The 26,540-nt window shown below is 72.8% G+C and carries 21 protein-coding genes; 12 read left to right on the top strand and 9 right to left on the bottom strand.

Annotated elements, in window-relative coordinates:
• Positions 1 to 119: 119 nt before the first annotated feature.
• On the top strand, positions 120 to 953 hold the full coding sequence (locus ACGF3A_RS09965) for a maleylpyruvate isomerase family mycothiol-dependent enzyme (RefSeq protein ID WP_393727765.1): 834 nt from the start codon (positions 120 to 122) through the stop codon (positions 951 to 953).
• Positions 954 to 1,044: 91 nt separating this feature from the next.
• On the opposite strand, the gene ACGF3A_RS09970 is transcribed toward ACGF3A_RS09965, so the two are convergent.
• From ACGF3A_RS09970 to pdhA (ACGF3A_RS09990), 5 genes are all read right to left on the bottom strand, one after another.
• On the bottom strand, positions 1,045 to 2,292 hold the full coding sequence (locus ACGF3A_RS09970; RefSeq protein ID WP_393729068.1) for a nitrate/nitrite transporter: 1,248 nt from the start codon (positions 2,290 to 2,292) through the stop codon (positions 1,045 to 1,047).
• Between the two features lie 95 nt (positions 2,293 to 2,387).
• Positions 2,388 to 3,119, bottom strand: a complete 732-nt coding sequence (locus tag ACGF3A_RS09975) for a GntR family transcriptional regulator (RefSeq protein WP_393727767.1) — start codon at positions 3,117 to 3,119, stop codon at positions 2,388 to 2,390.
• Between the two features lie 92 nt (positions 3,120 to 3,211).
• Positions 3,212 to 4,723, bottom strand: coding sequence for a dihydrolipoamide acetyltransferase family protein (locus tag ACGF3A_RS09980; RefSeq protein WP_393727769.1), 1,512 nt, complete (start codon positions 4,721 to 4,723; stop codon positions 3,212 to 3,214).
• Between the two features lie 14 nt (positions 4,724 to 4,737).
• Positions 4,738 to 5,739 (bottom strand): alpha-ketoacid dehydrogenase subunit beta, encoded by a 1,002-nt coding sequence (locus ACGF3A_RS09985; protein ID WP_393727771.1) that lies wholly within the window; start codon positions 5,737 to 5,739, stop codon positions 4,738 to 4,740.
• On the bottom strand, positions 5,739 to 7,136 hold the full coding sequence (pdhA, locus tag ACGF3A_RS09990; protein WP_393727773.1) for a pyruvate dehydrogenase (acetyl-transferring) E1 component subunit alpha: 1,398 nt from the start codon (positions 7,134 to 7,136) through the stop codon (positions 5,739 to 5,741). The genes ACGF3A_RS09985 and pdhA (ACGF3A_RS09990) overlap by 1 nt, the downstream gene beginning before the upstream one ends.
• Before the next feature lie 415 nt (positions 7,137 to 7,551).
• Here pdhA (ACGF3A_RS09990) and ACGF3A_RS09995 point away from each other — a divergent pair, with 415 nt between their 5' ends.
• Both ACGF3A_RS09995 and ACGF3A_RS10000 read left to right on the top strand, forming a co-directional pair.
• Positions 7,552 to 8,220 (top strand): response regulator, encoded by a 669-nt coding sequence (locus tag ACGF3A_RS09995; RefSeq protein ID WP_393727775.1) that lies wholly within the window; start codon positions 7,552 to 7,554, stop codon positions 8,218 to 8,220.
• Positions 8,221 to 8,314: 94 nt separating this feature from the next.
• A complete protein-coding gene (locus tag ACGF3A_RS10000; protein ID WP_393727777.1) occupies positions 8,315 to 8,722 on the top strand; it encodes a pyridoxamine 5'-phosphate oxidase family protein in 408 nt (135 codons plus the stop codon).
• A 33-nt stretch (positions 8,723 to 8,755) separates the two neighbouring features.
• Here the strand turns inward: ACGF3A_RS10000 and ACGF3A_RS10005 are convergent, their stop codons facing one another.
• Both ACGF3A_RS10005 and ACGF3A_RS10010 read right to left on the bottom strand, forming a co-directional pair.
• A complete protein-coding gene (locus ACGF3A_RS10005; protein ID WP_393727779.1) occupies positions 8,756 to 9,859 on the bottom strand; it encodes a phosphotransferase in 1,104 nt (367 codons plus the stop codon).
• Between the two features lie 201 nt (positions 9,860 to 10,060).
• Positions 10,061 to 11,734: a protein kinase gene (locus tag ACGF3A_RS10010; protein ID WP_393727781.1), complete on the bottom strand. Its 1,674-nt coding sequence runs from the start codon at positions 11,732 to 11,734 to the stop codon at positions 10,061 to 10,063.
• Between the two features lie 629 nt (positions 11,735 to 12,363).
• Between ACGF3A_RS10010 and ACGF3A_RS10015 the strand changes: the two genes are divergently transcribed.
• Positions 12,364 to 14,097: a protein kinase gene (locus ACGF3A_RS10015; RefSeq protein ID WP_393727783.1), complete on the top strand. Its 1,734-nt coding sequence runs from the start codon at positions 12,364 to 12,366 to the stop codon at positions 14,095 to 14,097.
• Between the two features lie 676 nt (positions 14,098 to 14,773).
• Here ACGF3A_RS10015 and paaN read toward each other — a convergent pair.
• Positions 14,774 to 16,474: a phenylacetic acid degradation protein PaaN gene (paaN, locus tag ACGF3A_RS10020; protein ID WP_393727785.1), complete on the bottom strand. Its 1,701-nt coding sequence runs from the start codon at positions 16,472 to 16,474 to the stop codon at positions 14,774 to 14,776.
• Positions 16,475 to 16,685: 211 nt separating this feature from the next.
• On the opposite strand from paaN, the gene ACGF3A_RS10025 reads away from it, so the two are divergent.
• A complete protein-coding gene (locus ACGF3A_RS10025) occupies positions 16,686 to 17,297 on the top strand; it encodes a TetR/AcrR family transcriptional regulator (RefSeq protein WP_393727787.1) in 612 nt (203 codons plus the stop codon).
• Between the two features lie 79 nt (positions 17,298 to 17,376).
• Here the strand turns inward: ACGF3A_RS10025 and ACGF3A_RS10030 are convergent, their stop codons facing one another.
• Positions 17,377 to 17,886 (bottom strand): Lrp/AsnC family transcriptional regulator, encoded by a 510-nt coding sequence (locus ACGF3A_RS10030; protein WP_393729070.1) that lies wholly within the window; start codon positions 17,884 to 17,886, stop codon positions 17,377 to 17,379.
• 201 nt (positions 17,887 to 18,087) lie between these two features.
• Between ACGF3A_RS10030 and pdhA (ACGF3A_RS10035) the strand changes: the two genes are divergently transcribed.
• The 7 genes from pdhA (ACGF3A_RS10035) to ACGF3A_RS10065 are packed head-to-tail and all read left to right on the top strand — an operon-like array spanning position 18,088 to position 26,486.
• Entirely contained in the window at positions 18,088 to 19,329 is a 1,242-nt protein-coding gene (pdhA, locus tag ACGF3A_RS10035) for a pyruvate dehydrogenase (acetyl-transferring) E1 component subunit alpha (protein WP_393727789.1), read from the top strand.
• On the top strand, positions 19,326 to 20,411 hold the full coding sequence (locus tag ACGF3A_RS10040) for an alpha-ketoacid dehydrogenase subunit beta (protein ID WP_393727791.1): 1,086 nt from the start codon (positions 19,326 to 19,328) through the stop codon (positions 20,409 to 20,411). The genes pdhA (ACGF3A_RS10035) and ACGF3A_RS10040 overlap by 4 nt, the downstream gene beginning before the upstream one ends.
• Positions 20,411 to 21,790: a dihydrolipoamide acetyltransferase family protein gene (locus ACGF3A_RS10045; RefSeq protein WP_393727793.1), complete on the top strand. Its 1,380-nt coding sequence runs from the start codon at positions 20,411 to 20,413 to the stop codon at positions 21,788 to 21,790. The genes ACGF3A_RS10040 and ACGF3A_RS10045 overlap by 1 nt, the downstream gene beginning before the upstream one ends.
• Positions 21,791 to 21,807: 17 nt before the next feature.
• Positions 21,808 to 22,782: a DUF6457 domain-containing protein gene (locus tag ACGF3A_RS10050; protein ID WP_393727795.1), complete on the top strand. Its 975-nt coding sequence runs from the start codon at positions 21,808 to 21,810 to the stop codon at positions 22,780 to 22,782.
• Positions 22,779 to 24,329 (top strand): molybdopterin molybdotransferase MoeA, encoded by a 1,551-nt coding sequence (locus tag ACGF3A_RS10055; RefSeq protein WP_393727797.1) that lies wholly within the window; start codon positions 22,779 to 22,781, stop codon positions 24,327 to 24,329. The genes ACGF3A_RS10050 and ACGF3A_RS10055 overlap by 4 nt, the downstream gene beginning before the upstream one ends.
• Positions 24,326 to 25,441, top strand: coding sequence for a potassium channel family protein (locus ACGF3A_RS10060; protein ID WP_393727798.1), 1,116 nt, complete (start codon positions 24,326 to 24,328; stop codon positions 25,439 to 25,441). Before ACGF3A_RS10055 ends, ACGF3A_RS10060 begins: the two co-directional genes overlap by 4 nt.
• Positions 25,442 to 25,451: 10 nt before the next feature.
• On the top strand, positions 25,452 to 26,486 hold the full coding sequence (locus ACGF3A_RS10065; protein ID WP_393727800.1) for an NAD(P)H-quinone oxidoreductase: 1,035 nt from the start codon (positions 25,452 to 25,454) through the stop codon (positions 26,484 to 26,486).
• The last annotated feature ends 54 nt before the right edge of the window (positions 26,487 to 26,540 follow it).

Consider the following 26,540-nt stretch of genomic DNA (forward strand, 5'->3'; position numbering starts at 1 on the left):
ATGCGATCGAGGGGGTCGATTGGGCCTAGCATCGTCCCAAAAGCACTGCCGGGGTGCCCGTGCGCAGCGTAACTTGAGAGCACCCAGCCCGCGAACGATCCGTACCGCCGAGGGGTCCCGTGACCGACCACCCAAGCCTTCAGCCCTATGTTGACGCCTGGACCCAGTCCATGGAAGCGATATCCGAGCTGGTGACGCCGCTCGCCGAAGGGGAGTGGAACCGGCCCACCGAATGCCCCGGGTGGTCTGTCCGTGACGTGGTCTCCCACCTCATCGGGATCGAGTGCGAGTTGCTCGGCGACCCGCGCCCCATCCACACACTCCCGCGCGACATCTACCACGTGCAGGACGAGATCAGCCGTCACATGGAGATCCAGGTCGACGTGCGGCGGCACCACACGGGCCCGGAGATGACGAGCGAGCTGGAGTACACGATCATCCGCCGCGCCCGGCAGCTGCGGAACGAGAAGCGGGGGCCGGAGGACGAGGTGGCGAGCGCGCTGCCGTTCGGGCCGAAGAAGGTCCCGCTGGAACTGGCGCTGCGGACGCGGGCCTTCGACGTATGGGTGCACGAGCAGGATCTGCGCCGGGCGCTGGGCAAGCCGGGCAATCTCGACTCGGCGGGCGCGCTGGTCGCGCGGGACCTGCTGGTCGAGGCGCTGCCGAAGGTCGTCGCCAAGGAGGCGTCGGCGCCCGTGAATTCGGCCGTGGTGATCGACGTCGGCGGCCCGCTGGAGTTCATGCGGACCGTGCGGGTCGACGGTGACGGGCGGGGCTCCGTGGACGGCAGCCCGTCGCTCGGCCCGGCCGCGACGCTGTCACTGGACTGGGAGACGTATCTGCGGCTCGCGTGCGGGCGGGTGCGCCCCGAGGCGGTGACCGAGCGGATCAAGATCGAGGGCGACGCCGATCTCGCCGCCGCGATCCTCCAGCACTTCGCCGTCACGCCGTGACTGTTTGACCCGTTTGACCCGTATGGTCCTTGGGTCGTCGTCAGCCCCTGTCCCCTCCGCTCACGCAGCGGGAGGGGCAGGGGCTGACGGGTTACGCGGGAACGTGGACCGCCTCCACGCGGCTGGCGACGACGCGTTCGCGTTCGCGCCTGACGGCCTTGCCGCGCAGGCGGACGATCTGGGTGAGGCCCAGGGCCTGGAGGACGAAGACCGTCGCGAAGGCGATGCTGTAGTCGTCGTGCGTGAGGTCCAGCAGGACGCCGACGGCGAGCAGGGTCGTCATCGAGGCCGTGAAACCACCCATGTTGACGATTCCGGAGGCCGTGCCCTGGCGCCCCGGCGGGTTCGCCGGGCGCGAGAAGTCGAAGCCGATCATCGACGCCGGGCCACAGGCGCCCAGCACCACGCAGAGCACCACCAGCATCCCCATCGGGGTGTGGTCGCCGGGCCAGAAGATGGCCGCCGCCCAGGCCGTCGCCGTGGTCAGGACCGTGCCCAGCACCAGGGGCGTACGGGCCGCGTGGTGGCGGGCGATGACCTGGCCGTAGACCAGGCCGCAGGCCATGTTGGAGACGACGACCAGGGTGAGCAGTTCGCCCGCCGTGTCCCGGCCGATGCCCTGGGCCTCGACGAGGAACGGCATGCCCCACAGCAGCAGGAAGACCATGCCGGGGAACTGGCTGGTGAAGTGCACCCACATGCCCAGCCGGGTGCCGGGCTCGCGCCAGGCGTCGGTGATCTGACGGCGTACGTAGCCGCCGCCCGCGTGGGAGACCGGCGGGGGCGCGTGGCCCTCGGGGTGGTCGCGGAGGAAGAAGATCACCAGCAGCAGGATCACGAGGCCGCCCGCCGCGCTGCCCGCGAACGTCGGCGTCCAGCCGAAGACGTCGAGGACGCGGGCGAGGACGAGCGTGGTGACCAGGTTGCCCGCCATCCCCATCAACGCCGCGACCTGCGCGATCATCGGGCCGCGGCGGGCCGGGAACCAGCGGGTGCCCAGGCGCAGCACCGCGATGAACGTCATCGCGTCACCGCAGCCCAGCAGCGCGCGTGAGGCCAGCGCCATGCCGTACGAGCCGGAGAGCGCGAAGCCGAACTGGCCCGCGGTGAACAGCACGACGCCCAGCAGCAGGATCCGCTTGGTCCCCCACCGGTCGACGAGCAGGCCGACCGGTATCTGCATGCCCGCGTAGACGAGGAGCTGGAGGATCGAGAAGGTCGAGAGCGCCGAGGCGTTGATGTCGAAGCGGTGCGTGGCGTCGATGCCCGCGACGCCGAGGCTCGTGCGGTAGGTGACCGCGACGAAGTAGACGGCGACGCCGATGCCCCACACCCACATCGCGCGGGCGCCGCCCGGGGGGTCCCCTCTGTTCGACGAGCTCGGGGGAGGGTCTCCGGGCAGGCCGCGTATGCCCGACGAGGAGGAGCCAGAGCTCACCGTTCACCGTCCACGGGTTCGTGTGCTTCCACGTAGGCGTCCAGGGCGTCCTCGCCGCGTACGAGGTGGCTGACGCGGCCGACGTGACGGCGTACGGCGTCGGCCGCGGCCTCCGCGTCGCCGTCCCGGAGGGCGCGGAGGATGCCCGCGTGCTCGGCGATGTTCTTGGCGATGCGCTCGGGGTGGGCGTGCATCACGGCGACGCCCATCCTCAGCTGCCGGTCGCGGAGCTGGTCGTAGAGGCGGGTGAGGATCTCGTTGCCGGTGTGCTTGACGATCGCGGCGTGGAAGCAGCGGTCGGCGGCGGCCACGGCGGCCAGGTCGCCCGACTCGGCGTGCGCGCGCTGCTCGGCGAGGAGCTCCTCCAGGCGGGCGACGAGCGCCGCCGAGACGGGGACGGAGCGGCGCACCGCGTGCTGCTCGACGAGCAGCCGGGTCTCCACGACGTCCGCGATCTCCTGCGCGGAGACGGGCAGGACGAGGGCGCCCTTCTTCGGGTAGAGCCGGATCAGGCCCTCGACCTCCAGCCGGAGCAGGCCCTCTCGTACGGGCGTACGGGAGACGCCGACGGCTTCGGCGAGCTCGCCCTCGGTGAGCAGCATGCCGCCCTCGTAGCGGCGCTCCAGGACGGCCTGTTTGACGTGGGCGTAGACGCGCTCGGCGGCGGGTGGCTGCTTCGCGGGCTGTGCGACGGGGGTCGTGGGGGCGGGAGACGACGCGGACGGCATGTGCACACCATAGATACAACAGGCGGTACGGCGAAGGCGCCGTCCACGATGCGGACGGCGCCTTCTCAGTTCACGCGGAGACCGGGCGGGGTTCAGCCCCAGGTCATCAGCCGCTTCGGCTTCTCCAGCACCGCGGCGATGTCCGCGAGCACCTTCGAGCCGAGCTCGCCGTCGACCAGGCGGTGGTCGAACGAGAGCGCGAGCGTGGTGACGTGCCGGGGCTTGATCTTGCCCTTGTGCACCCAGGGCTGCTCCCGGATCTGCCCGAAGGCGAGGATCGCGGACTCCCCGGGGTTGAGGATCGGCGTGCCGGTGTCGATGCCGAAGACGCCGACGTTGGTGATCGTCACCGTGCCGCCGCTCATCGCCGCCGGGCTGGTCTTCCCGTCACGGGCGGTGCTCACCAGCTCACCGAGTGCGGACGCCAGTTCGGACAGGGTCTTGTCCTGGGCGTCCTTGATGTTCGGGACGATCAGTCCGCGCGGGGTGGCCGCGGCGATGCCGAGGTTCACGTAGTGCTTGCGGACGATCTCCTGGTTCTCCTCGTCCCAGGCGGCGTTGACCTCCGGGTTGCGCCGGATGGCCAGCAGGAACGCCTTCGCGACGAGGAGCAGCGGATTGATCCGTACGCCCTCCATGTCCGGGTCCTGCTTCAGCTCCCGTACGAGCTTCATCGTGCGCGTGACGTCGACCGTCACGAACTCGGTGACGTGCGGCGCGGTGAACGCGCTGTTCACCATCGCCTGCGCCGTCGCCTTGCGGACGCCCTTGACCGGGACACGGGTCTCGCGCGCGTACGCCGACGGCTCGGCCTCCGTCGCGACGGACGGAGCCTGCGGTTCCGCCGCGGCGGGCGCCGCCGTCGGAGCCGCGGCCGGGGCCGCGGGGGCCGCCGCCGCGTGGACGTCCTCGCGGGTGACGACGCCGTCCGGCCCGGTCGGGGTGACCGTCGCCAGATCGACGCCGAGATCCTTGGCGAGCTTGCGCACCGGCGGCTTGGCCAGCGGACGGGCCTCCGGCGCGGGAGCGCCGAGGGTGGCCGCGCCGGACGCGGGCCCGTGCCCGTTGACCTCGGCCGCGATCGCCTGGACCGCCTCCGGGGGCGGGCCCTGGGCGGCGGACTGCTTGCGCGGGCGGCGCTTGGTGGAGCTGGTCGAGACGCCGTAGCCGACGAGGACCGGCTGACGGCCCTCCGGCTCGGCCTCCGGCGCCGACTCCGGCTCGGCCTCCGCCTCAGGCGCGGGCGCGGGCGCGAGCGCCGCGGCAGCGGGCCGCTCGGCCGGAGCCGCCGCTTCCGCCGGACCTGCCGGACCCGCCGGGCCCACCGGGCCCGCCGACGGGTCCGTGTCCACGGTGATGATCGGCGTGCCCACATCGACCGTCGTGCCCTCCTCGAAGCGCAGCTCGTGCACCGCGCCGTCGAAGGGGATGGGCAGTTCGACGGCGGCCTTGGCCGTCTCGACCTCGCAGACGACCTGGCCGTCCGTGACCGTGTCGCCGGGCTGCACGTACCACTTGAGGATCTCCGCCTCCGTCAGTCCCTCGCCCACGTCGGGCATCTTGAACTCGCGGATGCGGGTGGCACTGATGGCGCTGTCTGTCATCGTCACGGCTCTCCTCAGTACGCCAGCGCGCGGTCGACGGCATCGAGCACCCTGTCCAGGTTGGGCAGGTACTCGTCCTCCAGCCGGGCCGGAGGATACGGCGCGTGGAAACCGCCGACGCGCAGTACCGGTGCTTCCAGATGGTAGAAGCACCGCTCCGTGATGCGAGCGGCGATCTCCGAGCCGGATCCGAGGAAGACCGGCGCCTCGTGCACGACCACCAGCCTGCCGGTCTTCTCGACCGACCGCTGAAGGGTGTCGAAGTCGATCGGGGAGATCGAACGGAGGTCCACGACCTCCAGCGAGTTCCCCTCCTCCCCGGCCGCCGCGGCCGCCTCCTGGCAGACCTTCACCATCGGCCCGTAGGCCGCCAGGGTGAGATCCGTGCCCTGCCGGGCGATCCGCGCGGTGTGCAGGGGCGCCGGGATGGCGGCCGTGTCGACCTCGCCCTTCTCCCAGTAGCGCCGCTTGGGCTCGAAGAAGATGACCGGGTCGTCGCTCTCGATGGCCTGCTGGAGCATCCAGAAGGCGTCCGAGGAGTTCGAGGGGGAGACGCACTTGAGCCCCGCGACGTGCGCGAAGAGCGCCTCGGGGGACTCGCTGTGGTGCTCGACGGCGCCGATGCCACCCGCGTACGGGATACGGATGACGACCGGCAGCTTGATCTTGCCGAGCGCGCGGGCGTGCATCTTCGCCAGCTGCGTGACGATCTGGTCGTACGCGGGGAACACGAAGCCGTCGAACTGGATCTCGACCACAGGGCGGTAGCCGCGCAGCGCGAGACCGATGGCGGTGCCGACGATGCCGGACTCGGCGAGCGGGGTGTCGATGACACGGTCCTCGCCGAAGTCCTTCTGGAGGCCGTCGGTGACGCGGAAGACGCCGCCGAGCTTGCCGACGTCCTCGCCCATGACGAGGACCTTCGGGTCGCTGTCCATGGCGTGGCGCAGCGACTCGTTGATCGCCTTGGCGATCGGGAGCTTCTTCGTGCCCTGGACAGGCGTGGTGGACGACATCAGCGGGCCTCCTCGGCCGAGTCGGCGAACGACGCGAGGTAGTCGGCGAACTGCGCCCGCTCCTCGTCGACGAGAGCGTGCCCGTCGGCGTAGATGTTCTCGAAGATCGCCATGGTGTCGGGGTCGGGCATGGTGCGGATGGCCTCGCGGACGTGCTTGCCCATCTCGTCGCTCTCGCCCTCGACCGCCTCGAAGTACGCGGCGTCGGCCAGGCCCTCCTTCTCCAGGTAGGCGCGGAGCCGCTGGATGGGGTCCTTGGCCTCCCACGCCTCCCGCTCCTCGTCGCGCCGGTAGCGCGTCGGGTCGTCGGAGGTGGTGTGGGCGCCCATGCGGTACGTGAACGCCTCGACCAGCATCGGACCCTCGCCGGAGCGGGTGCGCTCGACGGCGGCACGGGTCACGGCGAGGCAGGCCAGCACGTCGTTGCCGTCCACGCGGACGCCGGGGAAGCCGAAGCCCTGGGCGCGCTGGTAGATCGGCACACGGCTCTGGCGCTCGGTGGGCTCGGAGATGGCCCACTGGTTGTTCTGGCAGAAGAAGACGACCGGCGCGTTGTAGACGGCGGCGAAGGTGAACGCCTCCGCCACGTCGCCCTGGCTGGAGGCGCCGTCGCCGAAGTAGGCGATGACGGACGAGTCGGCGCCGTCCTTCTGCACGCCCATCGCGTACCCGGCCGCGTGCAGGACCTGGGAGCCGATGACGATCGTGTAGAGGTGGAAGTTGTTGCTGTTCGGGTCCCAGCCCCCGTTGTTCACCCCGCGGAACATGCCGAGCAGCAGCGTCGGGTCCACGTCGCGGGTCCACGCGACGCCGTGCTCACGGTAGGTCGGGAACGCGTAGTCGTCCGGGCGCAGCGCGCGGCCCGAGCCGATCTGCGCCGCCTCCTGGCCGAGCAGCGAGGGCCACAGGCCCAGCTCGCCCTGGCGCTGGAGGGTGACGGCCTCCGCGTCGAAGCGGCGGGTCAGCACCATGTCGCGGTAGAGACCGCGCAGCTCCTCGGCGCTCAGGTCGACGTCGTAGTCCGGGTGGGAGACCCGCTCGCCCTCGGGGGTGAGCAGCTGGACGAGCTCGGGCTGGTCCGGCTGCGCCGCGCTCTTCCTGGCTCGGGTGGCCTTGGCGGGGGCCTTCTTCGCGGGGGCCTTCTTCGCGGAAGTCTTCTTCGCGGGGGTCTTCGCCGCGGTCTTGCCTGCGGCCGTCTTGCTCGCTGCGGTCTTGCTCGCCGCGGTCTTCGCGGACGTCTTGCCTGCTGCCGTCTTCGCGGACGTCTTCTTCGCAGCCGTCTTGCTCGCGGTGCCGCCCTCGGCAGGCGCCGCCGTCCCGGTGGCGCTCTTTCCTCCGGTGCCGCTGCGGCGCGCGGTCGCGGTGCTGCTTCGCGCGGCAGTGCTCTCCACGGTCACGTGTGCTCCTCCGTCTGTCCGGCCCCCGGGGTTGCCGGTGACCTGGGGCTCCCCCACCCACTGGCGGGGGGAGGCTCGCCCGGTCCGGTGCGGCGCACGGGGTGGGAGCGTCGCGGACGGCGCCGGGCGGTGACTGCTGTCCCGGTCGCGGCCCGCGCTCCCCGGCTCCGAGTCGTTCGCCCGGAGCGGTCAGGAGCGCCCCCAAGCCATGGCCAGTATCTCCATAGACGCACGAGGCATCCCTGACCTGCAACTTTGCTCGGATATCCAACAAAGAAGCTGGAAATCCAAGCACCGTGCGGAAATCGGGGACATCACTGGTCACGGCCTCGCGAGCCGCGGACACTCGCACGTTATCCCGGGGGGCCAAAGCCCGGGAAGAGTAGAGAGAGGATCAGTATGTGAGACTGACCTTGTGCCTGAAAACGGAAGAATCCGCGTATTCCTGGTCGACGACCACGAGGTCGTCCGCCGGGGTGTGCACGACATGCTCTCGGTCGAGTCGGACATCGAGGTCGTAGGAGAGGCGGGCACCGCGTCCGAGGCGCTGGCCCGGATCCCCGCCACCCGTCCGGACGTCGCCGTGCTGGACGTACGGCTGCCGGACGGCAGCGGCGTCGAGGTCTGCCGCGAGATCCGCTCCCGCGACGAGAGCATCCGCTGCCTGATGCTGACCTCGTACTCGGACGACGAGGCCCTCTTCGACTCGATCATGGCCGGTGCCTCGGGGTACGTCCTCAAGGCGATCCGCGGCACCGAGCTGCTCACGGCCGTACGGGACGTCGCCGCGGGCAAGTCGCTGCTCGACCCGACCGCGACCCAGCGGGTGCTGGAGCGGCTGCGGCACGGCGGCGGCTCCGGCGGCAAGCAGGACGAGCGGCTGAGGTCGCTCACCGAGCAGGAGCGCAAGATCCTCGACCTGATCGGCGACGGCCTGACCAACCGCGCGATCGGCGAGCAGCTCCACCTCGCCGAGAAGACGATCAAGAACTATGTGTCGAGCCTGCTCTCCAAGCTGGGCATGGAGCGCCGCTCGCAGGCCGCGGCGTACGTGGCACGGCTCCAGGCCGAGAGCGACAAGTAGGGACGCCGCGCCTCGGGCGCAAGGGACTTTCGGCCCTGCCTCGGGGGTCCGATCTCCCTGGTGGCGGCGCGGGCCGCGCGGGCACGGTGGAGGAATGTCCCCTCAGACCGCGGAGCGCGCCGAGGCGCTGAGCATGCTGCCGGGCATCCGGTACGGCAGGGTCGCCATGAGCAGGCACGCCCTCCCGTTCGTGACGATCGCCCGCCACATCGTCGACAGCGGCGACGTCCTCATCCGCATCCACCGCGGCTTCGGCTACCACACGGCACTCGACGGCTCCGTGGTCGCCTACGAGGCGGGCAACCTGGAGACCGGCGCCGACGACGTCTGGTCCGTGCAGTTCGTGGGCGAGGCCCGGGTCGTCGAGCCGACCGACGCGCAGCTCACCCGCTTCGGCCCCTGCACGGCCCGCTCCAACGGCGAGCCGTTCGTCCCGGTCTACCTCCGCATCGAACCGGAGTTCGTCTCCGTCCACTGGTTCGGCGGCGTCACCCACGCCTAGGACCCTTCTGATGCGGCGCCGAGCGCGCGCCGCTCAGCCGCAGAACGCGCCGCGCACCGCCTCGTACCGCCCGCTCCACCACACCACCAGCGCCGCCTGCGCCGGGAACTGCGGGTCGGCGCGTACGTCGCGCAGCTGGTAGCGCCAGCGCAGCATCCAGAAATCGTTCAGCCGTTCCCACCACACCCGGTGCACGGCAGCGCCCAGCTCCTCCGGGGAGGCACCCGCGCTGTGCCGGTACGCCCGCGCGTACGCCCGTACCTTGCGCAGGTCCAGCGCGCCGCAGGGCCGCAGGAAGAAGATCGCCGCCGCGCGCACCGCCTCCTCCGCGCGCGGCTGCACGCCCAGCCGGTCCCAGTCGAGGATCGCGACGGGCGCCTCCTCGCTCCCCGCCGCCGGGTAGAGCAGGTTCAGCGGATGGAAGTCGCCGTGCACCCAGCCCGTGAAGCTCTCCCGTACGGCGGGCGGGCGGCACGCGGCGTAGCGCCGCAGCAGCACGCGGCGCTCCAGCAGCCGGTGCTCGGCCAGCTCGTCGAAGCAGTCCCGCCGCCTCCGCCCCCGTACACGCGTCAGCAGCTCCCCGATCAGCTCGTGCGTCGCGGCCGGGTCCGCGCTCGCGTGCCCGGCGCTCCCGGGCTCAGCCCCCGGCTCGGCGCCCGGCGCCGCGGACGGTATGACCTGCGCGAGCCGGGTGTGGATCTGCCCCAGCAGCGTGCCCAGGCTGTGGGACTGCGCCGTCGACAGCTCGCCCCCGTGCCGGTGCCTGCCCTCGACCCAGGGGTGCAGCGCGTAGCACCGCCCGCCGTCCACCACGACCGTGCCCCCGCCCGGCGCGGGAACGGCGGGGACCACGGGCAGCCCCAGCGCGCCCAGCCGGTCGGTCGCGCGGTGCTGCCGCTCGATGCGCGCGGGTCCCGCGGGGTCGGCCGGGTCGGGGACGGCGTCCAGGTGGTGCTTGAGGAAGTAGCGGCCCCGGGTGGTGGCGAGCCGGTACCCCCGGTTGAGCAGCCCCTGGGACACCGGTTCGCACGACAGCGGTTCCCCCGCGTCGTACTGCCGCAGCACGGAGTGGAGCGTGCCCCCGTCGAGCGAGGTGAGGACCGGTGGGGCGGACGATGACGGCTGCACGAGCCGCATCGTAGAGGCTGCCCGGGAGCTCGCGTGCCGGACTGGACTCGGTCCCCGAACCGGGGTAATGGGGCACAGGGGGCACGTGGGACGCCAGAGCCGCACGGGACATCGCCCGTACGAGGCGGCCAGGCCAGCCCACAGAAACGCGACGAGGCCCGTACGAGGCGTCAGCGCTCGTACGGGCCTCAGGGTCGCTCCGCGGTGTCGTCAGCCGCCGTCGGCGCCGCCGTCGACCAGGCCGCCCGCGCCGTCGGCGCCACCGTCGTCGGCGCCTCCCTGGCCGCCCTCGGTCGTACCGGCGTCACCGCCCTCGGTGGTGCCGCCCTTGCCGCCCTCGGTCGTACCGCCCTTGCCGCCCTCGGTGGTACCGCTCTGGCCGCCCTCGGTGGTGCCGCCCTTGCCGCCCTCGGTCGTACCGCCCGTGGCGCTGCCCGACGGGGTGTCGGACGGCTCCTCCGACGGCGACTGCTCGCTCTCGGTCGGCTTGGACTGCGTCGGAGGCTGCGTCGGCGTGTAGTCGTCGCCGGTGTCGCCCGTGGTGGTGCCGGGCTGCTCCTCCTCGGTCTCCGTCGGCGTGCTCGACGGCTCCTTGGACTTGCTCTTCTTCTCCTTGGGCTCCTGCGTCGTCTCCGTCGGCTTGGGGCCCTTGTCCTTGTCGCCGTCGTTGCCGCTGAGCGCGTAGAAGATGCCGCCCGCGATGGCGATCACGGCGAGGAACGCGATCAGCGCGTACTTGACGCCGCTGCCGCCCCTGCCGCCGCGCTGACCGCCGTCGAAACCGCCGTCGTCGTCACGCGGGCCCCCCAGCATGGGCGCTGCGCCCATCTGCGAGGTCTCGCTGTGCGGCGGGTGCTGGCGCGCGTCGGCGCCGGGGACGCCCATGGCGGGGGTGGAGCCGCCCGCGTGCGAGGTCGGCCCGGTGTTCCACACGCCGCCGGTGTGGCCGCCGTGCTCGTGCAGCATCTGCAGCGCGTACTGCGAGAGGCCGCGCATCTCCTCGGCCGTCTGGAAACGGTCGTCCGGCTCCTTGGCCAGCGAACGCATCACGAGGCCGTCCAGCTCCGGAGGAACGACCTCGGAGATCTCGGACGGCAGCAGCGGGTCGTCCTGAACGTGCTGGTAGACCACCGAGAGCGGGGTCTCGCCGGTGAACGGCGGGCGCAGCGTGAGGAGTTCGTAGAGCAGGCAGCCCGTCGCGTACAGGTCGGAGCGGGTGTCGACGGTCTTGCCGAGGGCCTGCTCGGGCGAGAGGTACTGCGGGGTGCCCATGACCATGCCGGTCTGCGTCATGGTGTTGGACGCGCCGTGCAGGGCGCGGGCGATGCCGAAGTCCATCACCTTGACCGCGCCCTGGTTGGTGATGATGACGTTCGCCGGCTTGATGTCACGGTGCACGATGCCGTGCTGGTGGCTGTAGGCCAGCGCTTCCAGCACGCCCGAGACGATGATCAACGCCTGGTCGGCGGGCGGGGCTTCGGCGGTGAGCAGCAGATCACGGATGGTGCGGCCCTCGACCAGCTCCATCACGATGTACGGCGTGACGTTGCCGCCGATGATCTCCTCACCCGAGTCGTAGACCGCGACGACCGCGTGGTGGTTGAGGCCCGCCACGGACTGGGCCTCGCGCGTGAAACGGGCCTTGGAGACCGGGTCCTCGGCGAGGTCGGAACGGAGCAGCTTGACCGCGACCGTACGGCCGAGGCGCAGGTCCTCGGCCCCGAAGACCTCTGCCATGCCGCCGCGTCCGAGGCGGTGGGTGAGGCGGTACCTGCCGTCACCGACCAGGCCGTTGTTCCCCCACAGCTCCGGCGTATCGGACATGGAGCCGCCACCAGTCGCGTCGGGGTCGGAGGGGCCCCCGGCGGCTTGCGTCTGTGCCATCAGTCCTCGCCGTCGAATCGGATCCGCGACCCCGGTGAGGAGGGGGCGCGGTGCGTACTCCCCCATGGAGGCTACAGGCACGGGGAGGGGTACATGGATGGGGACGGAAGGGGCCATCCAACAAGCTGCGGCACCCGGCTGGCAAGTTCGCAGACAGCGACGGCACGTGTACGCATCCGCGTGCGCCGCGTATGTCTCCGCGCATGTCTCTGCGGACGCGTCCGCTATCTCCGCGTACGCGTCCGCGCGCGATAACGGGTGAGGTGCGAGTGCGGTACGTGTGCGGCACAGGTGCGGTACGGGTGAACCGCGAGGGCGACGCGGGTGCGGCCAGGCGGGGGAAGCGCCGCGACGGTCCGGTGCGGCGTCCGTCACGCCCCGGGCAGCCCGCCGCGCGGCCGCAGCACAGCCCCGGCCCCGCCCCCGTACGCCTCCGGCCTGCGACAGTCCCGTGCGCATCCGGTCACGGAACGGGCAACGAGCTTGACGTGTCGCGGGCCTCGGGCAAACTTGGGCCAGTGTCGGGTCCATTGGATCACCCGATGGACAGCACAGAGTCACTTAACGTATCTGCACCAGCCAGCTAACGCACCTGCGCGGGGCGGCGCCGCCGAGGGGGAAGCAGTCAGATGAGCGAGGACGGCGCACAGGCGGCCGGTCATTACATCGGCCGCATGGTCGGCGGGGGGCGTTTCCAGCTCCAGTCCCTGCTGGGCGCGGGCGGGATGGCCTCGGTCTATCTCGCGTACGACTCGGTGCTCGACCGGCAGGTCGCCGTCAAGACGCTGCACACCGAACTGGGCCGTGAGCAGTCCTTCCGCGAGCGCTTCCGCCGCGAGGCCCAGTCCGTCGCGAAGCTGACGCACACCAACATCGTCTCCGTCTTCGACTCCGGCGAGGACGACATCGACGGCGCGATGGTGCCGTACATCGTCATGGAGTACGTCGAGGGCAAGCCGCTGCGCTCCGTGCTCGACGAGGACATCGCGCAGTTCGGCGCCATGCCCGCCGACAAGGCCCTGAAGATCACCGGCGATGTGCTGGCGGCCCTCGAGGTCAGCCATGAGATGGGCCTCGTGCACCGGGACATCAAGCCCGGGAACGTGATGCTCACCAAGCGCGGTGTGGTGAAGGTCATGGACTTCGGCATCGCGCGGGCCATGCAGTCCGGTGTGACTTCCATGACACAGACCGGCATGGTCGTCGGCACCCCGCAGTACCTCTCGCCGGAACAGGCGCTGGGACGCGGCGTCGACGCGCGCTCGGACCTCTACTCCGTCGGCATCATGCTCTTCGAGCTGCTGACCGGACGCCTGCCCTTCGACGCGGACTCGCCGCTGGCCATCGCCTACGCGCACGTCCAGGAAGAGCCCGTCGCGCCCTCGTCCATCAACCAGTCGGTGCCCCCGGCGGTGGACGCGCTGGTCGCGCGGACGCTGAAGAAGAACCCCAACGAGCGCTTCCCGTCCGCCGAGTCGATGCACGACGAGTGCGCCCGCATCGGCGGCTCCGGCGTCGCCTCGGGCTCCGCCCCGATCATCATCAGCGGCGGCCCGCCCGCCAACAGCGGCGCGGGCGTGGGCCAGGCCGTCTTCCCGCCCGTCAACGACGCGGGGGCACCGGCGCAGGGGAACGTGCAGCAGCCTTACCAGGGGCAGCAGTACGCCAGCGGGGGCTTCGGCCCCTCCACCCCTCCCCCCACCCCCGCCCACAACCAGCCCGCCGCCATGGGGCAGCAGCCCTACGGCACGCCGCCCGCGCCCTACAACGCGCAGAGCGGCCACGGCACCCCTCCGCCGTACAACATCGCGCCGCCCACGACCGGCCCCGGCGGCGGGGGCGGCCGGAACAACGGCGCCCTCATCGCCTACCTCGTCACCGGCGCGGCCGTCGTCGTCGGCCTCGTCTTCCTCGTGATCGCCCTCACCGGTGACGAGGACAAGGAGCCGGAGGCGAAGCCGAAGGGGAAGCAGACCGAGCAGAAGGACCCGGCCGCCACCTCGGGCGGCGGCAGCGACAGCGGCGGTGGCAGCACGGACGGCGGTACGACGGGGGGCTCGACCGAGAAGTTCAAGGGCCCGGACAAGTCCCGCACCATAGACGTCTCCAAGTGCACCGAGGCCACCAAGACCTATGACGACAAGAGCAAGGTCATGCTCCCCGAGTTCACCTACAAGGACCTCACCTCCGTCAAGGCGTGCCTCCGCGCGGCCGACTGGATGGTCGGTGACGTGACCAAGGAGGACGAGAACGTCTGGGGCAAGAACACGGTGCTCGAGCAGAGCCCCTCGAACCTCGACGACTTCGACCCGAAGAAGGACAAGGTCGACCTGACGATCTCCACGGGCAAGCCGCCGGAGTGACCGGACCGGCATGACCGGGCCGGAGCCCTGGCCCGGGCGACCGGAGCACCGGGTCCGGGCCCAGGCCCAGGCCGGGACCGGCCGGAGTGACCTCGGCATCGCGGGGCGTCGCGTGAGCGCGGCGCCCCGCTGTCATGCCGGGGCGGTCGTACCGGGCCGTCAGACCGGGGTCTGTCTGTCGGACCGTGCGGCCGTCCTGCCCTGGGAAACCTGCGGCGTCGGCCCCTGCGGCCGTCCGCCTCTGCGGCCCGTACAGCTGTCGGACGGTGCGGCCCGGTGGCCGAGTGACCGGAGGTCCGGATGGCCCGGTGGCCGGGTGACCGGACCTCCGGACGGCCCGGTGGCCGAGCGGCCAAGTGACCGGAGGCCCGGATGGCCCGGTAGCCCAGTGGCCCGAGATCCAGATAGCCCGGCAGCCGGCGACCGGAGGTCCGGTAGTTCCGTGGCCCCGTAACCCCGCGGCCCGAGGCCCGAGGCCCAGATAACCCGGCAGCCCGGCGACCGGAGGCCCGGTAGCCCCGTGGCCCCGTAACCCCGCGGCCCGAGATCCGGGAGCCCCGTAGCCCAAGGTCCGGAGGACCCGGCGGCCTGGCGACCGGAGGTCCGGTCGCCCCGTGCCCCGCGGCCCGAGATCCGGGTAGCCCCGTGGCCCCACAACTCCAGGTCCCCGTGGCCGTCAGGCCATGCGCCTCACCTCCACCGTGCGGAAGCGGCTCGCCACGAACGCCCCGTCGCACAGGGCGGAGTTGGCCGCCGGGTTGCCGCCTGAGCCGTGGAAGTCGGAGAACGCCGCCGTCTGGTTCACATACACCCCGCCCGTGAGATTCAGCGAGAGCTGCGCGGGCTCGTCGAAGCAGACCTCCTCGACCTGGCGCTCGACCTCGGGCGAGGTCGTGTAGGCCGCCACGGTCATGGCGCCCTTCTCGCGGATGGTGCGGCGCAGCAGGGCCAGTCCGTCCTCAGCGGAGCCGACGGCGACGGCGAACGAGACGGGCCCGAAGCACTCGGCGAGATACCCGGCCTCGGCCTCGGGCTTCGCCGCGTCCAGCTTGACGATCACGGGGGTGCGCACGGTCGCGCCGGGGAAGTCGGGGTTGGCCACCTCGCGGGTGGGCAGGGCGACTTCGCCGAGGGAGGGGGCCGACTCGACGCGCTCGCGCACGGCGTCGTTGACGATCGCTCCCAGCAGCGCGTTCGCCCGGGCGTCGTCGCCCAGGAGCTTGCCGACGGCCTGGCTGAGGTCCTCGACCACCTCGTCGAACGCCTTGTGGCCCGCGTCCGTGGCGATGCCGTCGCGCGGGATCAGCAGATTCTGCGGGGTGGTGCACATCTGGCCGCTGTAGAGCGAGAGGGAGAAGGCCAGATTGCCGAGCATGCCCTTGTAGTCGTCGGTGGAGTGGATCAGCACCGAATTGACCCCCGCCTTCTCGGTGAAGACGCGGGCCTGGAGCGCGTGGCTCTCCAGCCACTCGCCGAAGGCGGACGAGCCCGTGTAGTCCACGATGCGGATCTCGGGGCGGAGGGCGAGGTCCTTGGCGATGCCGTCGCCCTCGGCCTCGGCGGCCAGCGCCACCAGATTCGGGTCGAAGCCCGCCTCGGCGAGGACCTCGCGGGCGACGCGGACGGTGAGCGCGAGGGGCAGCACGGCGCGCGGGTGCGGCTTGACCAGGACCGGGTTGCCCGTGGCGAGGGAGGCGAAGAGACCCGGATACCCGTTCCACGTCGGGAAGGTGTTGCAGCCGATGAGGAGGGAGACGCCCTGGCCGGCGGCGGTGAACTCCTTGCGCATGCGCAGCGGGTCGCGCTTGCCCTGCGGCTTCTCCCAGTCGGCGGCGGCGGGGACGCGGGTCTGCTCCGCGAACGCGTACGCCACCGCTTCCATGCCGCGGTCCTGGGCGTGCGGGCCGCCCGCCTGGAACGCCATCATGAACGCCTGGCCGCTGGTGTGCATCACGGCGAGACCGAACTCGTGGGTCCTGGCGCTGATGCGGGCCAGGATCTCCAGGCAGACGGCGGCGCGGACCTCCGGACCGGCATCCCGCCAGGCGGGCATTCCGGCGCGGAGCGCGGGCAGCAGCGCGTCGATCGCCGCGGCGTCCACCCGCGGGTACTCGATGCCCATCTCCAGCCCGTAGGGCGAAGTCTCGGTGGCCGTCCAGCCTCCGGAGCCGGGCTGTCCGGGCAGCTCGAAGCGGGAGCCGCGCAGCGCGTCGAAGGCGGCCTTGGCCTCCTCGGGGGCCCCCTCCCCATAAGCCTTCGGGTGCTCGGGGTGCGGGGACCAGAACTCCCGGGAGCGGATGGCTTCCAGGGCGCGGTCCAGGGTGGGGCGGTGCTTCTCGACGAGCGCGGCTGCGCCGGATCCGGTGCCGGAGGTCACTAGGACCAACTCCTCTGTGAACGGTGGTGACGCCAGTGAGCTGGAATGAAGGCCGTGAGCTGGGACGACGGCCGGGGCTGGCGGCCGGGCCGTACCAGGTAGATACTGCAACCGAACGATCGGTCGGTGCAAGGGGGTACGGCAGCCTGTGGATAACTCCGGTTCCGCGCGGGATTCTGGGCGCGATCACGCCCCGGCTAGCATCAGGCGCATGTCCACGGCCAAGCGCGACACGTACACCCCCGACTCCTTGCTCTCCGTCGCCGTGCGGGTGTTCAACGAGCGGGGTTACGACGGCACCTCGATGGAGCACCTCTCGCAGGCCGCGGGGATCTCGAAGTCGTCGATCTACCACCACGTGCGCGGCAAGGAGGAGCTGCTGCGCCGGGGGATAAGCCGGGCCCTCGACGGGCTGTTCGGGGTCCTCGACGAGCCGGAGGCGCGCGAGGGCCGGGCGGTGGACCGGCTGGAGCACGTCGCGCGGCGCACGGTCGAGGTGCTGATGACGGAGCTGCCCTACGTCACGCTGCTGCTGCGGGTGCGGGGGAACACGGACACGGAGATCTGGGCGATGGAGCGCCGCCGCGAGTTCGACCAGCGGGTGGCGGAGCTGGTGAAGCGGGCCGCGGCCGACGGGGACCTGCGGGCCGACGTGGACGCGCGGCTGGCGACGCGGCTGCTCTTCGGGATGATCAACTCGATCGCGGAGTGGTACCGGCCGGAGCGTGCGAGCAGCAACGGGAGAGGGCCGTCGGACACCAGCGCCGAGGTCGCCGAGGCCGTCGTCCGGACCGCCTTCTCGGGCCTGCGCACCACCGCGTAGAGCACGCGCGCGGACGGCCTGCGCGCGGATGGCCCGGGGGTTACGGCCCAGGGCTACGGCTGGGGGCTACGGCTCGGCGCTACGGCTCGGGGTCGAGGTCGTCCGTCTCCTCGAACACCAGGAGCGTCCGCGTGCTCAGCACCTCGGGTATCGACTGGATGCGGGTGAGGACCAGGTCGCGCAGCGCCCGGTTGTCCGAGGTGTGGACGAGGAGCAGCACGTCGAAGTCGCCGCTGACCAGGGCCATGTGCGCGACGCCGGGCAGCTCCCTGAGGCGTTCGCGGACGCTGCGCCAGGAGTCCTGGACGATCTTGAGGGTGATGTAGGCGGAGGCGCCGTGCCCCGCCCGTTCCTGGTCGACGCGGGCGCTGAAGCCGCGTATGACGCCGTCGTCGATGAGCCGGTTGATGCGCGCGTACGCGTTGGCCCGTGACACATGGACACGTTCGGCCACGGACCGTATCGAGGCGCGGCCGTCCGAACGGAGCAGCCGCAGGATGTCCCGGTCGATGCCGTCGAGGGGCCTGGCGGGCGGACGCGGATCGTCCGGCCGACCCTGGTGGGAGTCGCGGGACGGATCGTTGGCCATCTGTTCATCCGGCACCGCCTGCGGCCTCCCCTCCATGGACGTCCTGCGGTCATCGAACGGTCCCGGCAGCCATTTGTCCACAGGCTGAGGCCACCCGTAGCCAAAATGTGCCAGCGACCGAACAATCGGTAGGGGAGGGATCACCCGGCCCTCCCCTGCGCAGCCCGCCCCACGAGGGCCCCACGAGGAGAGGTGCTCGTCATGACGGTCCTAGAGCAGCACGGCGCCTACACCCCCGCGCCTCCCCCGTCCTGGCGCCCCCGCACGGCGCCCGGGCCGCTCCTCCCGGACGCCGAGCCGTACCGCGTCCTGGGAGCCGAGAGGCCCGAGGGCGCCGAGGGCGCCGAGGCCCCCGACGGAGAGCTGCTGCTGCGGCTGTACGCGTCGGTGGTGAACGGCCGGAGGTACAACGAGCAGGCGACGGCGCTCACCAAGCAGGGACGGCTCGCCGTCTATCCCTCCTCCACCGGCCAGGAGGCGTGCCAGGTCGCCGCCGCGCTCGCGCTCCAGGAGCGCGACTGGCTCTTCCCCAGCTACCGCGACACCCTCGCGGCCGTCGCCCGCGGCCTGGACCCGGTGGAGGTCCTCTCGCTGCTGCGCGGCGACTGGCACCACGGGTACGACACGCGGGCCAGCCGCGTCGCGCCCCTGTGCACGCCCCTGGCGACGCAGCTCCCGCACGCGGTGGGCCTGGCGCACGCGGCCCGCCTCAAGGGCGACGACGTGGCGGCGCTCGCCCTGGTCGGCGACGGCGGCACCAGTGAGGGCGATTTCCACGAGGCGCTGAACTTCGCGGCGGTCTGGCAGGCGCCGGTGGTCTTCCTCGTGCAGAACAACGGCTTCGCGATCTCCGTGCCCCTCGCCAAGCAGACCGCGGCGCCCTCCCTCGCCCACAAGGCGGTGGGCTACGGAATGCCCGGCAGGCTGGTGGACGGGAACGACGCGGTGGCGGTGCACGAGGTGCTGACCGAAGCGCTCGACCGGGCCCGTACGGGCGGTGGCCCCACCCTCGTCGAGGCCGTGACGTACCGCCTGGAGGCGCACACGAACGCCGACGACGCGACGCGCTACCGCACCGACGACGAGGTCAGCGCCTGGCGCGCGCACGACCCCGTGGCGCTCCTGGAGAGCGAGCTGCGCGGGCGCGGCCTGCTGGACGACGCGGGCGTGCGCGAGGCGGCGGAGGCCGCCGAGAAGCGCGCCGGGGAGCTGCGCGAGCGGATGAACCAGGACCCCGAGCTGGACCCGATGGAGCTGTTCGCGCACGTCTTCGCGGAGCAGACCACGCAACTGCGTGCCCAGGCGGACCAGTTGCGCGCCGAGCTGGCCGCGGCGGAGGACGAGCCCGGACACGCCCCCGGCCACAGCAACGGGAGCAACAGCGGCAGCGGGAACAGCAACGGGAACGGCAACGGGAACGGACGCGGGGAGGCCCGGCGATGAGCACGGCGGTCCAGCCACCACAGACGGCGGGCGGAGCGCAGCCCGCGCGCAAGCCCGTCAGCATGGGCCAGGCCCTCAACCGCGCCCTGCGGGACGCGCTGGCCGACGATCCGGACGTGCACGTCTTCGGTGAGGACGTGGGCACCCTGGGCGGTGTCTTCCGCGTCACCGACGGGCTGGCGAAGGAGTTCGGGGAGTCCCGCTGCGCCGACACCCCGCTCGCCGAGGCGGGAATCCTCGGCACGGCGGTCGGCATGGCCATGTACGGGCTGCGGCCCGTGGTGGAGATGCAGTTCGACCATTTCGCGTTCCCCGCGTTCGAGCAGCTCGTCTCGCACGTCTCCCGGATGCGCAACCGGACGCAGGGCAAGGTCCCGATGCCGATCACCGTGCGCGTGCCGTACGGCGGCGGGATCGGCGGCGTCGAGCACCACAGCGACTCCTCCGAGGCGTACTACATGGCGACGCCCGGCCTGCACGTCGTCACCCCCGCGACCGTCGCCGACGCCTACGGGCTGCTGCGTGCCGCGATCGCCTCCGACGACCCCGTGGTCGTCCTCGAACCCAAGCGGCTGTACTGGTCGAAGGCCGACTGGGACCCCGCCTCCCCCGAGGCCGTGCCCGGCATCGGCCGCGCGGTCGTGCGCCGCCCCGGCACCTCGGCGACGCTCGTCACCTACGGACCGTCCGTTCCGGTCTGCCTGGAGGCCGCCGAGGCGGCCAGGGAGGACGGCTGGGACCTCGAGGTGGTCGACCTGCGCTCGCTCGTCCCGTTCGACGAGGAGACGGTCGCCGCGTCCGTACGGCGCACGGGGCGTGCCGTCGTCGTCCACGAGTCGCCCGGTTTCGCCGGTCCCGGCGGCGAGTTGGCGGCCCGGATCACCGAGCGCTGCTTCCACCACCTGGAGGCGCCCGTGCTGCGCGTCGCCGGGTTCGACATCCCGTATCCGCCGCCCATGCTGGAGCGGCACCACCTGCCGGGTGTGGACCGCGTGCTGGACGCGGTCGCGCGGCTCCAGTGGGAGAGCACCTGGACGCCCGGCGGCCAGGGCGCGGGGCGGCCCGAAGGGGGCGTGCGCTGATGGGCGAGGTCCGCGAGTTCGTCCTCCCCGACCTGGGGGAGGGGCTGACGGAGGCCACGGTCGTCCGCTGGCTGGTCGCGGTGGGCGACACCGTGAAGGTCGACGAGCCGGTCGTCGAGGTCGAGACGGCCAAGGCGATGGTCGACGTCCCCTGTCCGTACGGGGGAGTGGTGACCGCGCACATGGCGGACGAGGGCGCCGAGATCCCGGTAGGCGCGCCCCTGGTCACCGTGGCCGTGGCCGGGGCCACGGCGGACGGCCGGGCCCGGGCCGGAGCCGAGGCCGGAGCCGGGGACCGTACGGAGGACCGGGCGCCCGAGCCCGAGCTGGAGCACGTGGGCGGCTCCGGCAACGTGCTGGTGGGTTACGGCACGCAGGAGCCCACGCGGCGCACCCGCCGCACCGTCCGCCCTGGCCCCGGCCCCGCACCGTCCCAGGGGGCCGACGGGACCCCGTCCGTACCCGCGTCCGCGCCCGACGACACCGCCCGTACGGTGCCCGTCATCTCCCCGCTCGTCCGGCGCATCGCCCGCGAACACGGGCTCGACCTGCGCGAATTGACGGGCAGCGGGCCCGACGGGCTGATCCTGCGGGCCGATGTGGAACGCGCGGTCCAGGGCACGACCGAACCCGAACCCGAACCCCTGTCCGCCCCCGCGCCGACAACGGCACCCGCCGCCCCGCCCTCCGCCGAGCGGATCCCCCTGCGCGGCATCCGCGGCACCGCCGCCGAGCGGCTCAGCCGCAGCCGCCGCGAGATACCCGACGCGAGCTGCTGGGTGGACGCCGACGCGACGGAACTCCTCGCGGCCCGCAGGGCGATGAACGAGGGGCGGCAGGAGAGCCCCGTCTCCCTGCTGGCGCTCCTCGGGCGGCTGTGCACGGCGGCGCTCGCCCGTTTCCCCGCGCTGAACTCGACCGTGGACACCGAGGCGCGCGAGATCGTCGTCCTGCCCGAGGTCCATCTCGGCTTCGCCGCGCAGACGGACAGGGGCCTGGTCGTCCCGGTCGTACGGGACGCGCACCGGCTCAGCGCGGAGGGGCTCGGCGCGGAGATGTCGCGCCTCACCGAGGCGGCCCGCACGGGGACGCTGACCCCGGCGGAGCTGACAGGCGGCACGTTCACCCTGAACAACTACGGGGTGTTCGGCGTCGACGGCTCCACCCCGATCATCAACCATCCGGAGGCCGCGATGCTCGGCGTCGGCCGTATCGCGCGCAAGCCGTGGGTCGTCGGGGACGAGCTGGCGGTACGGCACGTGGTGCAGCTGTCGCTCACCTTCGACCACCGGGTGTGCGACGGCGGCACGGCGGGCGGCTTCCTGCGCCATGTAGCGGACTGCGTGGAACGACCGGCGGTGCTGCTCCGCACGCTCTGATCCGTACGCTCTGAGGCGTGACACACGACGCTCCAGAGGCCCGGGCGGCCGGACACCCACCGTTCGACGCGTACGACACGTACGACACGTTCGACGCGCTCGTCCTCGCGGGCGACGGCTCCCGCCGGCTCGGCGGCGCCGACAAACCGGCGGTGACGGTCGGCGGCCGTACGCTGCTCGACCGTGTACTGGCCGCCTGCGCGGACGCGGCGTCGACGACCGTGGTGGGGCCGCGCCGCCCGACGTACCGCCCGGTGACCTGGGCGCGCGAGGACCCACCGGGCGGCGGCCCGCTGGCCGCGCTGGACGCGGGCCTGCGCGAGGTGCGGAGCGGGACGGTGCTGCTGCTCTCCTGCGACGTGCCGTTCCTCGCCGCGGAGACCGTGCGCGAACTGCTCGACGTGCGCGGGGAGGACGAGGGCACCGTCCTGCACGACGGCCGCGACCAGCCGCTGCTGGCGGCGTACCGTACGGAGCCGCTGCGGCGCGAACTGGGCCTGCTGTACGCCGAGTACGGCACGCTGCGCGGCATCCCGCTGCGGCTGGTCCTGGACGGCCTGGTCCTGCGCCGCGTCCCCGCGCCGCCCGGAAACGGCTCGCTCGACTGCGACACCTGGGGCGACATTGCCACGGCGAGGGCCCGGATCAGGGAGCATGGCACCGTGCTGGATGAATGGATCGCCGCGGTCAAGGCCGAACTCGGCATCGAACTCGACGTGGAAACCGGACCGCTCCTGGACCTGGCGCGGGACGCGGCCCACGGTGTCGCGCGGCCGGCGGCGCCGTTGACCACCTTCCTGGTGGGGTACGCGGCGGCACGCGCGGGCGGCGCGCCGGAGGACGTCGCGGACGCCGCCCGCAAGGCGGCCGCGCTCGCCCGCCGCTGGTCGGACGAGGACGAGGACACTACGGACGGGAACGCGGACGGGGCCGCGCCCGGAACCGCGGACGGGAACGCAGACGGGAACGCGGACGGGAACGGCGAACGATGAGCGGTGCCGACGAACTCGACGAGGCCATCGCCCTCGCCAACAGCGGCAGGACGCGCCCGGCCGCCCCGCCCGTGCCCCGCCTCAAGCGCATCCGGCGCATCCAGTGGAGCGAGGCCGACGCGGGTCCCGGGCAGCCCGAGGAGGAGGCGGCGGTGCCGCGTGACCCCGCCGACGGCGCGACGGACGGCGCCACGGACGGGCCCCCGCCCGCCCGGGACGCCGACCGCGACGCCAAGGAGCCCGGTGTCGCCGCACGTACGCGCGGGCCCGAGCGGCCCTCGTGGCCGGAGGCGCGGGCGCTCGCCGCGGGCACGCCCGGCGCGCTCCCCCGCGTCACGCTCCCCCTGGACCGCGCCCTCGACCACACCCTGGCGGGGCCGCTGGAGGCGCTGACGGACCTGCCCTCGTTCGACACCTCGGCCATGGACGGCTGGGCCGTGTCGGGGCCCGGGCCCTGGGAGTTGGTGCCAGGGCCGGGCGGTACCGGCGGTACCGGCGGTTCCGGCAGTACCGGCGGTTCCGGCGGCACCTCCGGACAGGGCATCCTCGCGGGCGACAGGACGGAGCCCGCGCCGCTGCCGGACGGGCACGCGGTCCGTATCGCCACCGGGGCACGCATCCCGCCGAACGCCAGTGCGGTGCTGCGTTCCGAGCACGGCGCGACGTCCGGCGCCTCCCGGCTGCGCACCGCCAGGGCACCGCAGCCCGGCACGGACATCAGGCCGCGCGGCCAGGAGTGCCGTACGGGCGACGAACTGCTGCCCGGGGGCACCCGGGTGACGCCCGCCGTGCTGGGCCTCGCGGCAGCCGCCGGGTACGACGAACTGGAGGTCGTACGCCGTCCGCGCGCCGAAGTCCTCGTGCTGGGCGACGAGCTGCTGCACCGGGGCCTGCCGCGCGAGGGCCGCATCCGGGACGCGCTGGGCCCGCTGATGGGCCCGTGGCTGACGACGCTGGGCGCCGACGTGATCGTGACCCGGCGCCTCGGGGACGACGCGGAGGCGCTGTACGAGACGCTGGCGACCACCACGGCCGACGTCGTCGTCACCACGGGCGGCACGGCCGCGGGCCCCGTCGACCACCTCCAGCCGACGCTGCGCCGCCTCGGCGCCGAGCTGCTCGTCCACGGCGTCCGCGTCCGCCCCGGCCACCCGATGCTGCTCGCGGCGCTGAGGAAGCGGAGCGAGGGGATTGGTGAGGAGGGCGGCGGGGGCACGTTCCTCGTCGGGCTGCCCGGCAATCCGCTCGCCGCGCTCTCAGGGCTCGTCACGCTCGCCGCGCCGCTGCTGCGCACCCTCGGCGGCAGGCCGGGCCCCGGGCACGAGCAGCAGGGGACGCTCGCCGAGGAGGTCCCCGGCCATCCGCGCGACACCCGGCTGGTGCCCGTGGCGCACGAGGGCGCGGGCGTACGCGCCCGGGTGCGCCCCCTGCGTTACGCGGGCCCGTCGATGCTGCGCGGCATCGCGACGGCCGACGCGCTCGCCGTGATCCCGCCGGGCGGCGCCGCACCGGGCACGGACGTACGCCTGCTGGAGCTGCCGAGGTGAAGCGCGGGCTGCGCAGCAGCAAGGAGGACAGCGAGGAGGAGCGGCACGGCTCGGTGCTGCTGCCCCGGCCGGACGTGAGCCCGTTCCGGCAGGTCGCGCGGCGCATCCTGACGGCGTGCGTCGTGCTGTGCGCGACGGTGTTCCTCGTCTGGCTCGACCGCGACGGGTACAACGACAACGCCGACGGGCACATGTCGTTCCTCGACTGCGTCTACTACACGACGGTTTCGCTCTCGACGACCGGATACGGGGACATCGCCCCCGCCTCCGACTCGGCGCGGCTCGTCAACACCCTGCTCGTCACGCCCCTGCGCGTGCTGTTCCTGATCATCCTCATCGGCACCACGCTGGAGGCGCTGACGGACCGCACCCGCCAGCAGTGGCGCCTGTCCCGCTGGAGGTCCGCCTTGCGCGACCACACCGTCGTCGTCGGCTTCGGCACGAAGGGCCGCTCGGCGACGCAGACCCTGCTCTCCACCGGCCTCGGCCGCAACCAGATCGTCGTCATCGACCCGCACCAGCAGGTGGTGAAGGCCGCCAACGCGGAGGGCTTCGCGGGCATCGAGGGCGACGGGACGCGCAGCGAGGTCCTGGTGCGGGCCGAGGTGCAGCGTGCCAAGCAGATCGTCATCGCCCCGCAGCGCGACGACACCTCGGTGCTGGTCACCCTGACGGCGCGGCAGCTCAACCCCCGTATCAAGATCGTCGCGGCGGTGCGGGAGGAGGAGAACGCGCCGCTGCTGCGGCAGTCGGGTGCCGACTCGGTGATCACGAGCGCGAGCGCGGCGGGCAGGCTGCTGGGCCTGGCCATGCTCAGCCCGTACGCGAGCACCGTGATGGAGGACCTGATCCAGCAGGGCACCGGCCTGGACCTGAAGGAACGCCCGGTCACCAAGGCCGAAGCGGGACTCTCTCCGCGCGAGTGCGACGACCTGGTCGTCTCGGTCATCCGCGGCCACCGGATACTCGCCTACGACGACCCGGACGCGGCGACCCTCCAGCTCATGGACCGGCTCGTCGTCATCCGCCGCTCCACCCCGGCCCCGCTGTCCGAAGGGCGCGAGCGGCCGGGCGCGCCGGGCGCCCCCATGCGGGGACCGCGCGGCGAGTAGCGTCGGCCGCATGCATGCGATCACGATTCCCGAACCAGGCGGCCCCGAGGCACTGGAGTGGGCCGAGGTGCCCGACCCCGAGCCCGGCGAGGGCGAGGTCCTCGTCGAGGTCACGGCCAGCGGCGTCAACCGCGCCGACGTCATGCAGCGCCGCGGCTTCTACGACCCGCCGCCCGGCGCCAGCCCGTACCCGGGCCTGGAGTGCTCCGGACGGATCACGGCGCTGGGCCCGGGGGTGTCGGGCTGGAACGTCGGCGACGAGGTGTGCGCGCTGCTGGCGGGCGGGGGCTACGCGGAGAAGGTCGCCGTCCCCGCGGGCCAGCTCCTGCCCGTGCCGCGCGGCATGGACCTGACGACGGCGGCGGGCCTCCCCGAGGTCACCTGCACGGTCTGGTCGAACGTGTTCATGGTCGCCCATCTGCGCCCCGGCGAGACGCTGCTCGTGCACGGCGGATCGAGCGGCATCGGCACCATGGCCGTCCAGCTGGCGAAGGCCGTCGGCGCGCGCGTCGCGGTCACGGCGGGCAGCAAGGAGAAGCTGGACCGCTGCGCCGAACTGGGCGCCGACATCCTCATCAACTACCGCGAGCAGGACTTCGTCGAGGAGCTGCGCGCCGCCACGGACGGGCACGGCGCCGACGTGATCCTGGACATCATGGGCGCCAAGTACCTGGAGCGGAACGTCGCCGCGCTCGCCGTCAACGGCCGCCTGGCCGTCATCGGCCTCCAGGGAGGCGCGAAGGGCGAGCTGAACCTGGGCGCGCTGCTGACCAAACGGGCGGCCGTGACGGCGACTTCGCTGCGGGCCCGTCCCGCGGCGGAGAAGACGGCGATCGTGGCGGCCGTACGGGAGCACGTGTGGCCGCTGCTGGAGGCGGACGACGCCGGGAGCGCGGGCGCGGGCACGGGCACGGGCGGGGACGGTGGCGGGGAGCCGCGGGTGCGCGCCGTGGTGGACCGGCTGCTGCCGCTGCGGGACGCGGCCGAGGCGCACCGGGCGCTGGAGGAGAGCGGGCACGTCGGGAAGATCCTGCTGACGGCATAGAACGGCCCTCACCTCGCCCTCCCCCCCCCTCGCACGCATTTCGCACTGTTTGCC

Origin of the sequence: Streptomyces sp. NPDC048172 (assembly GCF_043202595.1) — a bacterium.
Classification (GTDB): domain Bacteria; phylum Actinomycetota; class Actinomycetes; order Streptomycetales; family Streptomycetaceae; genus Streptomyces.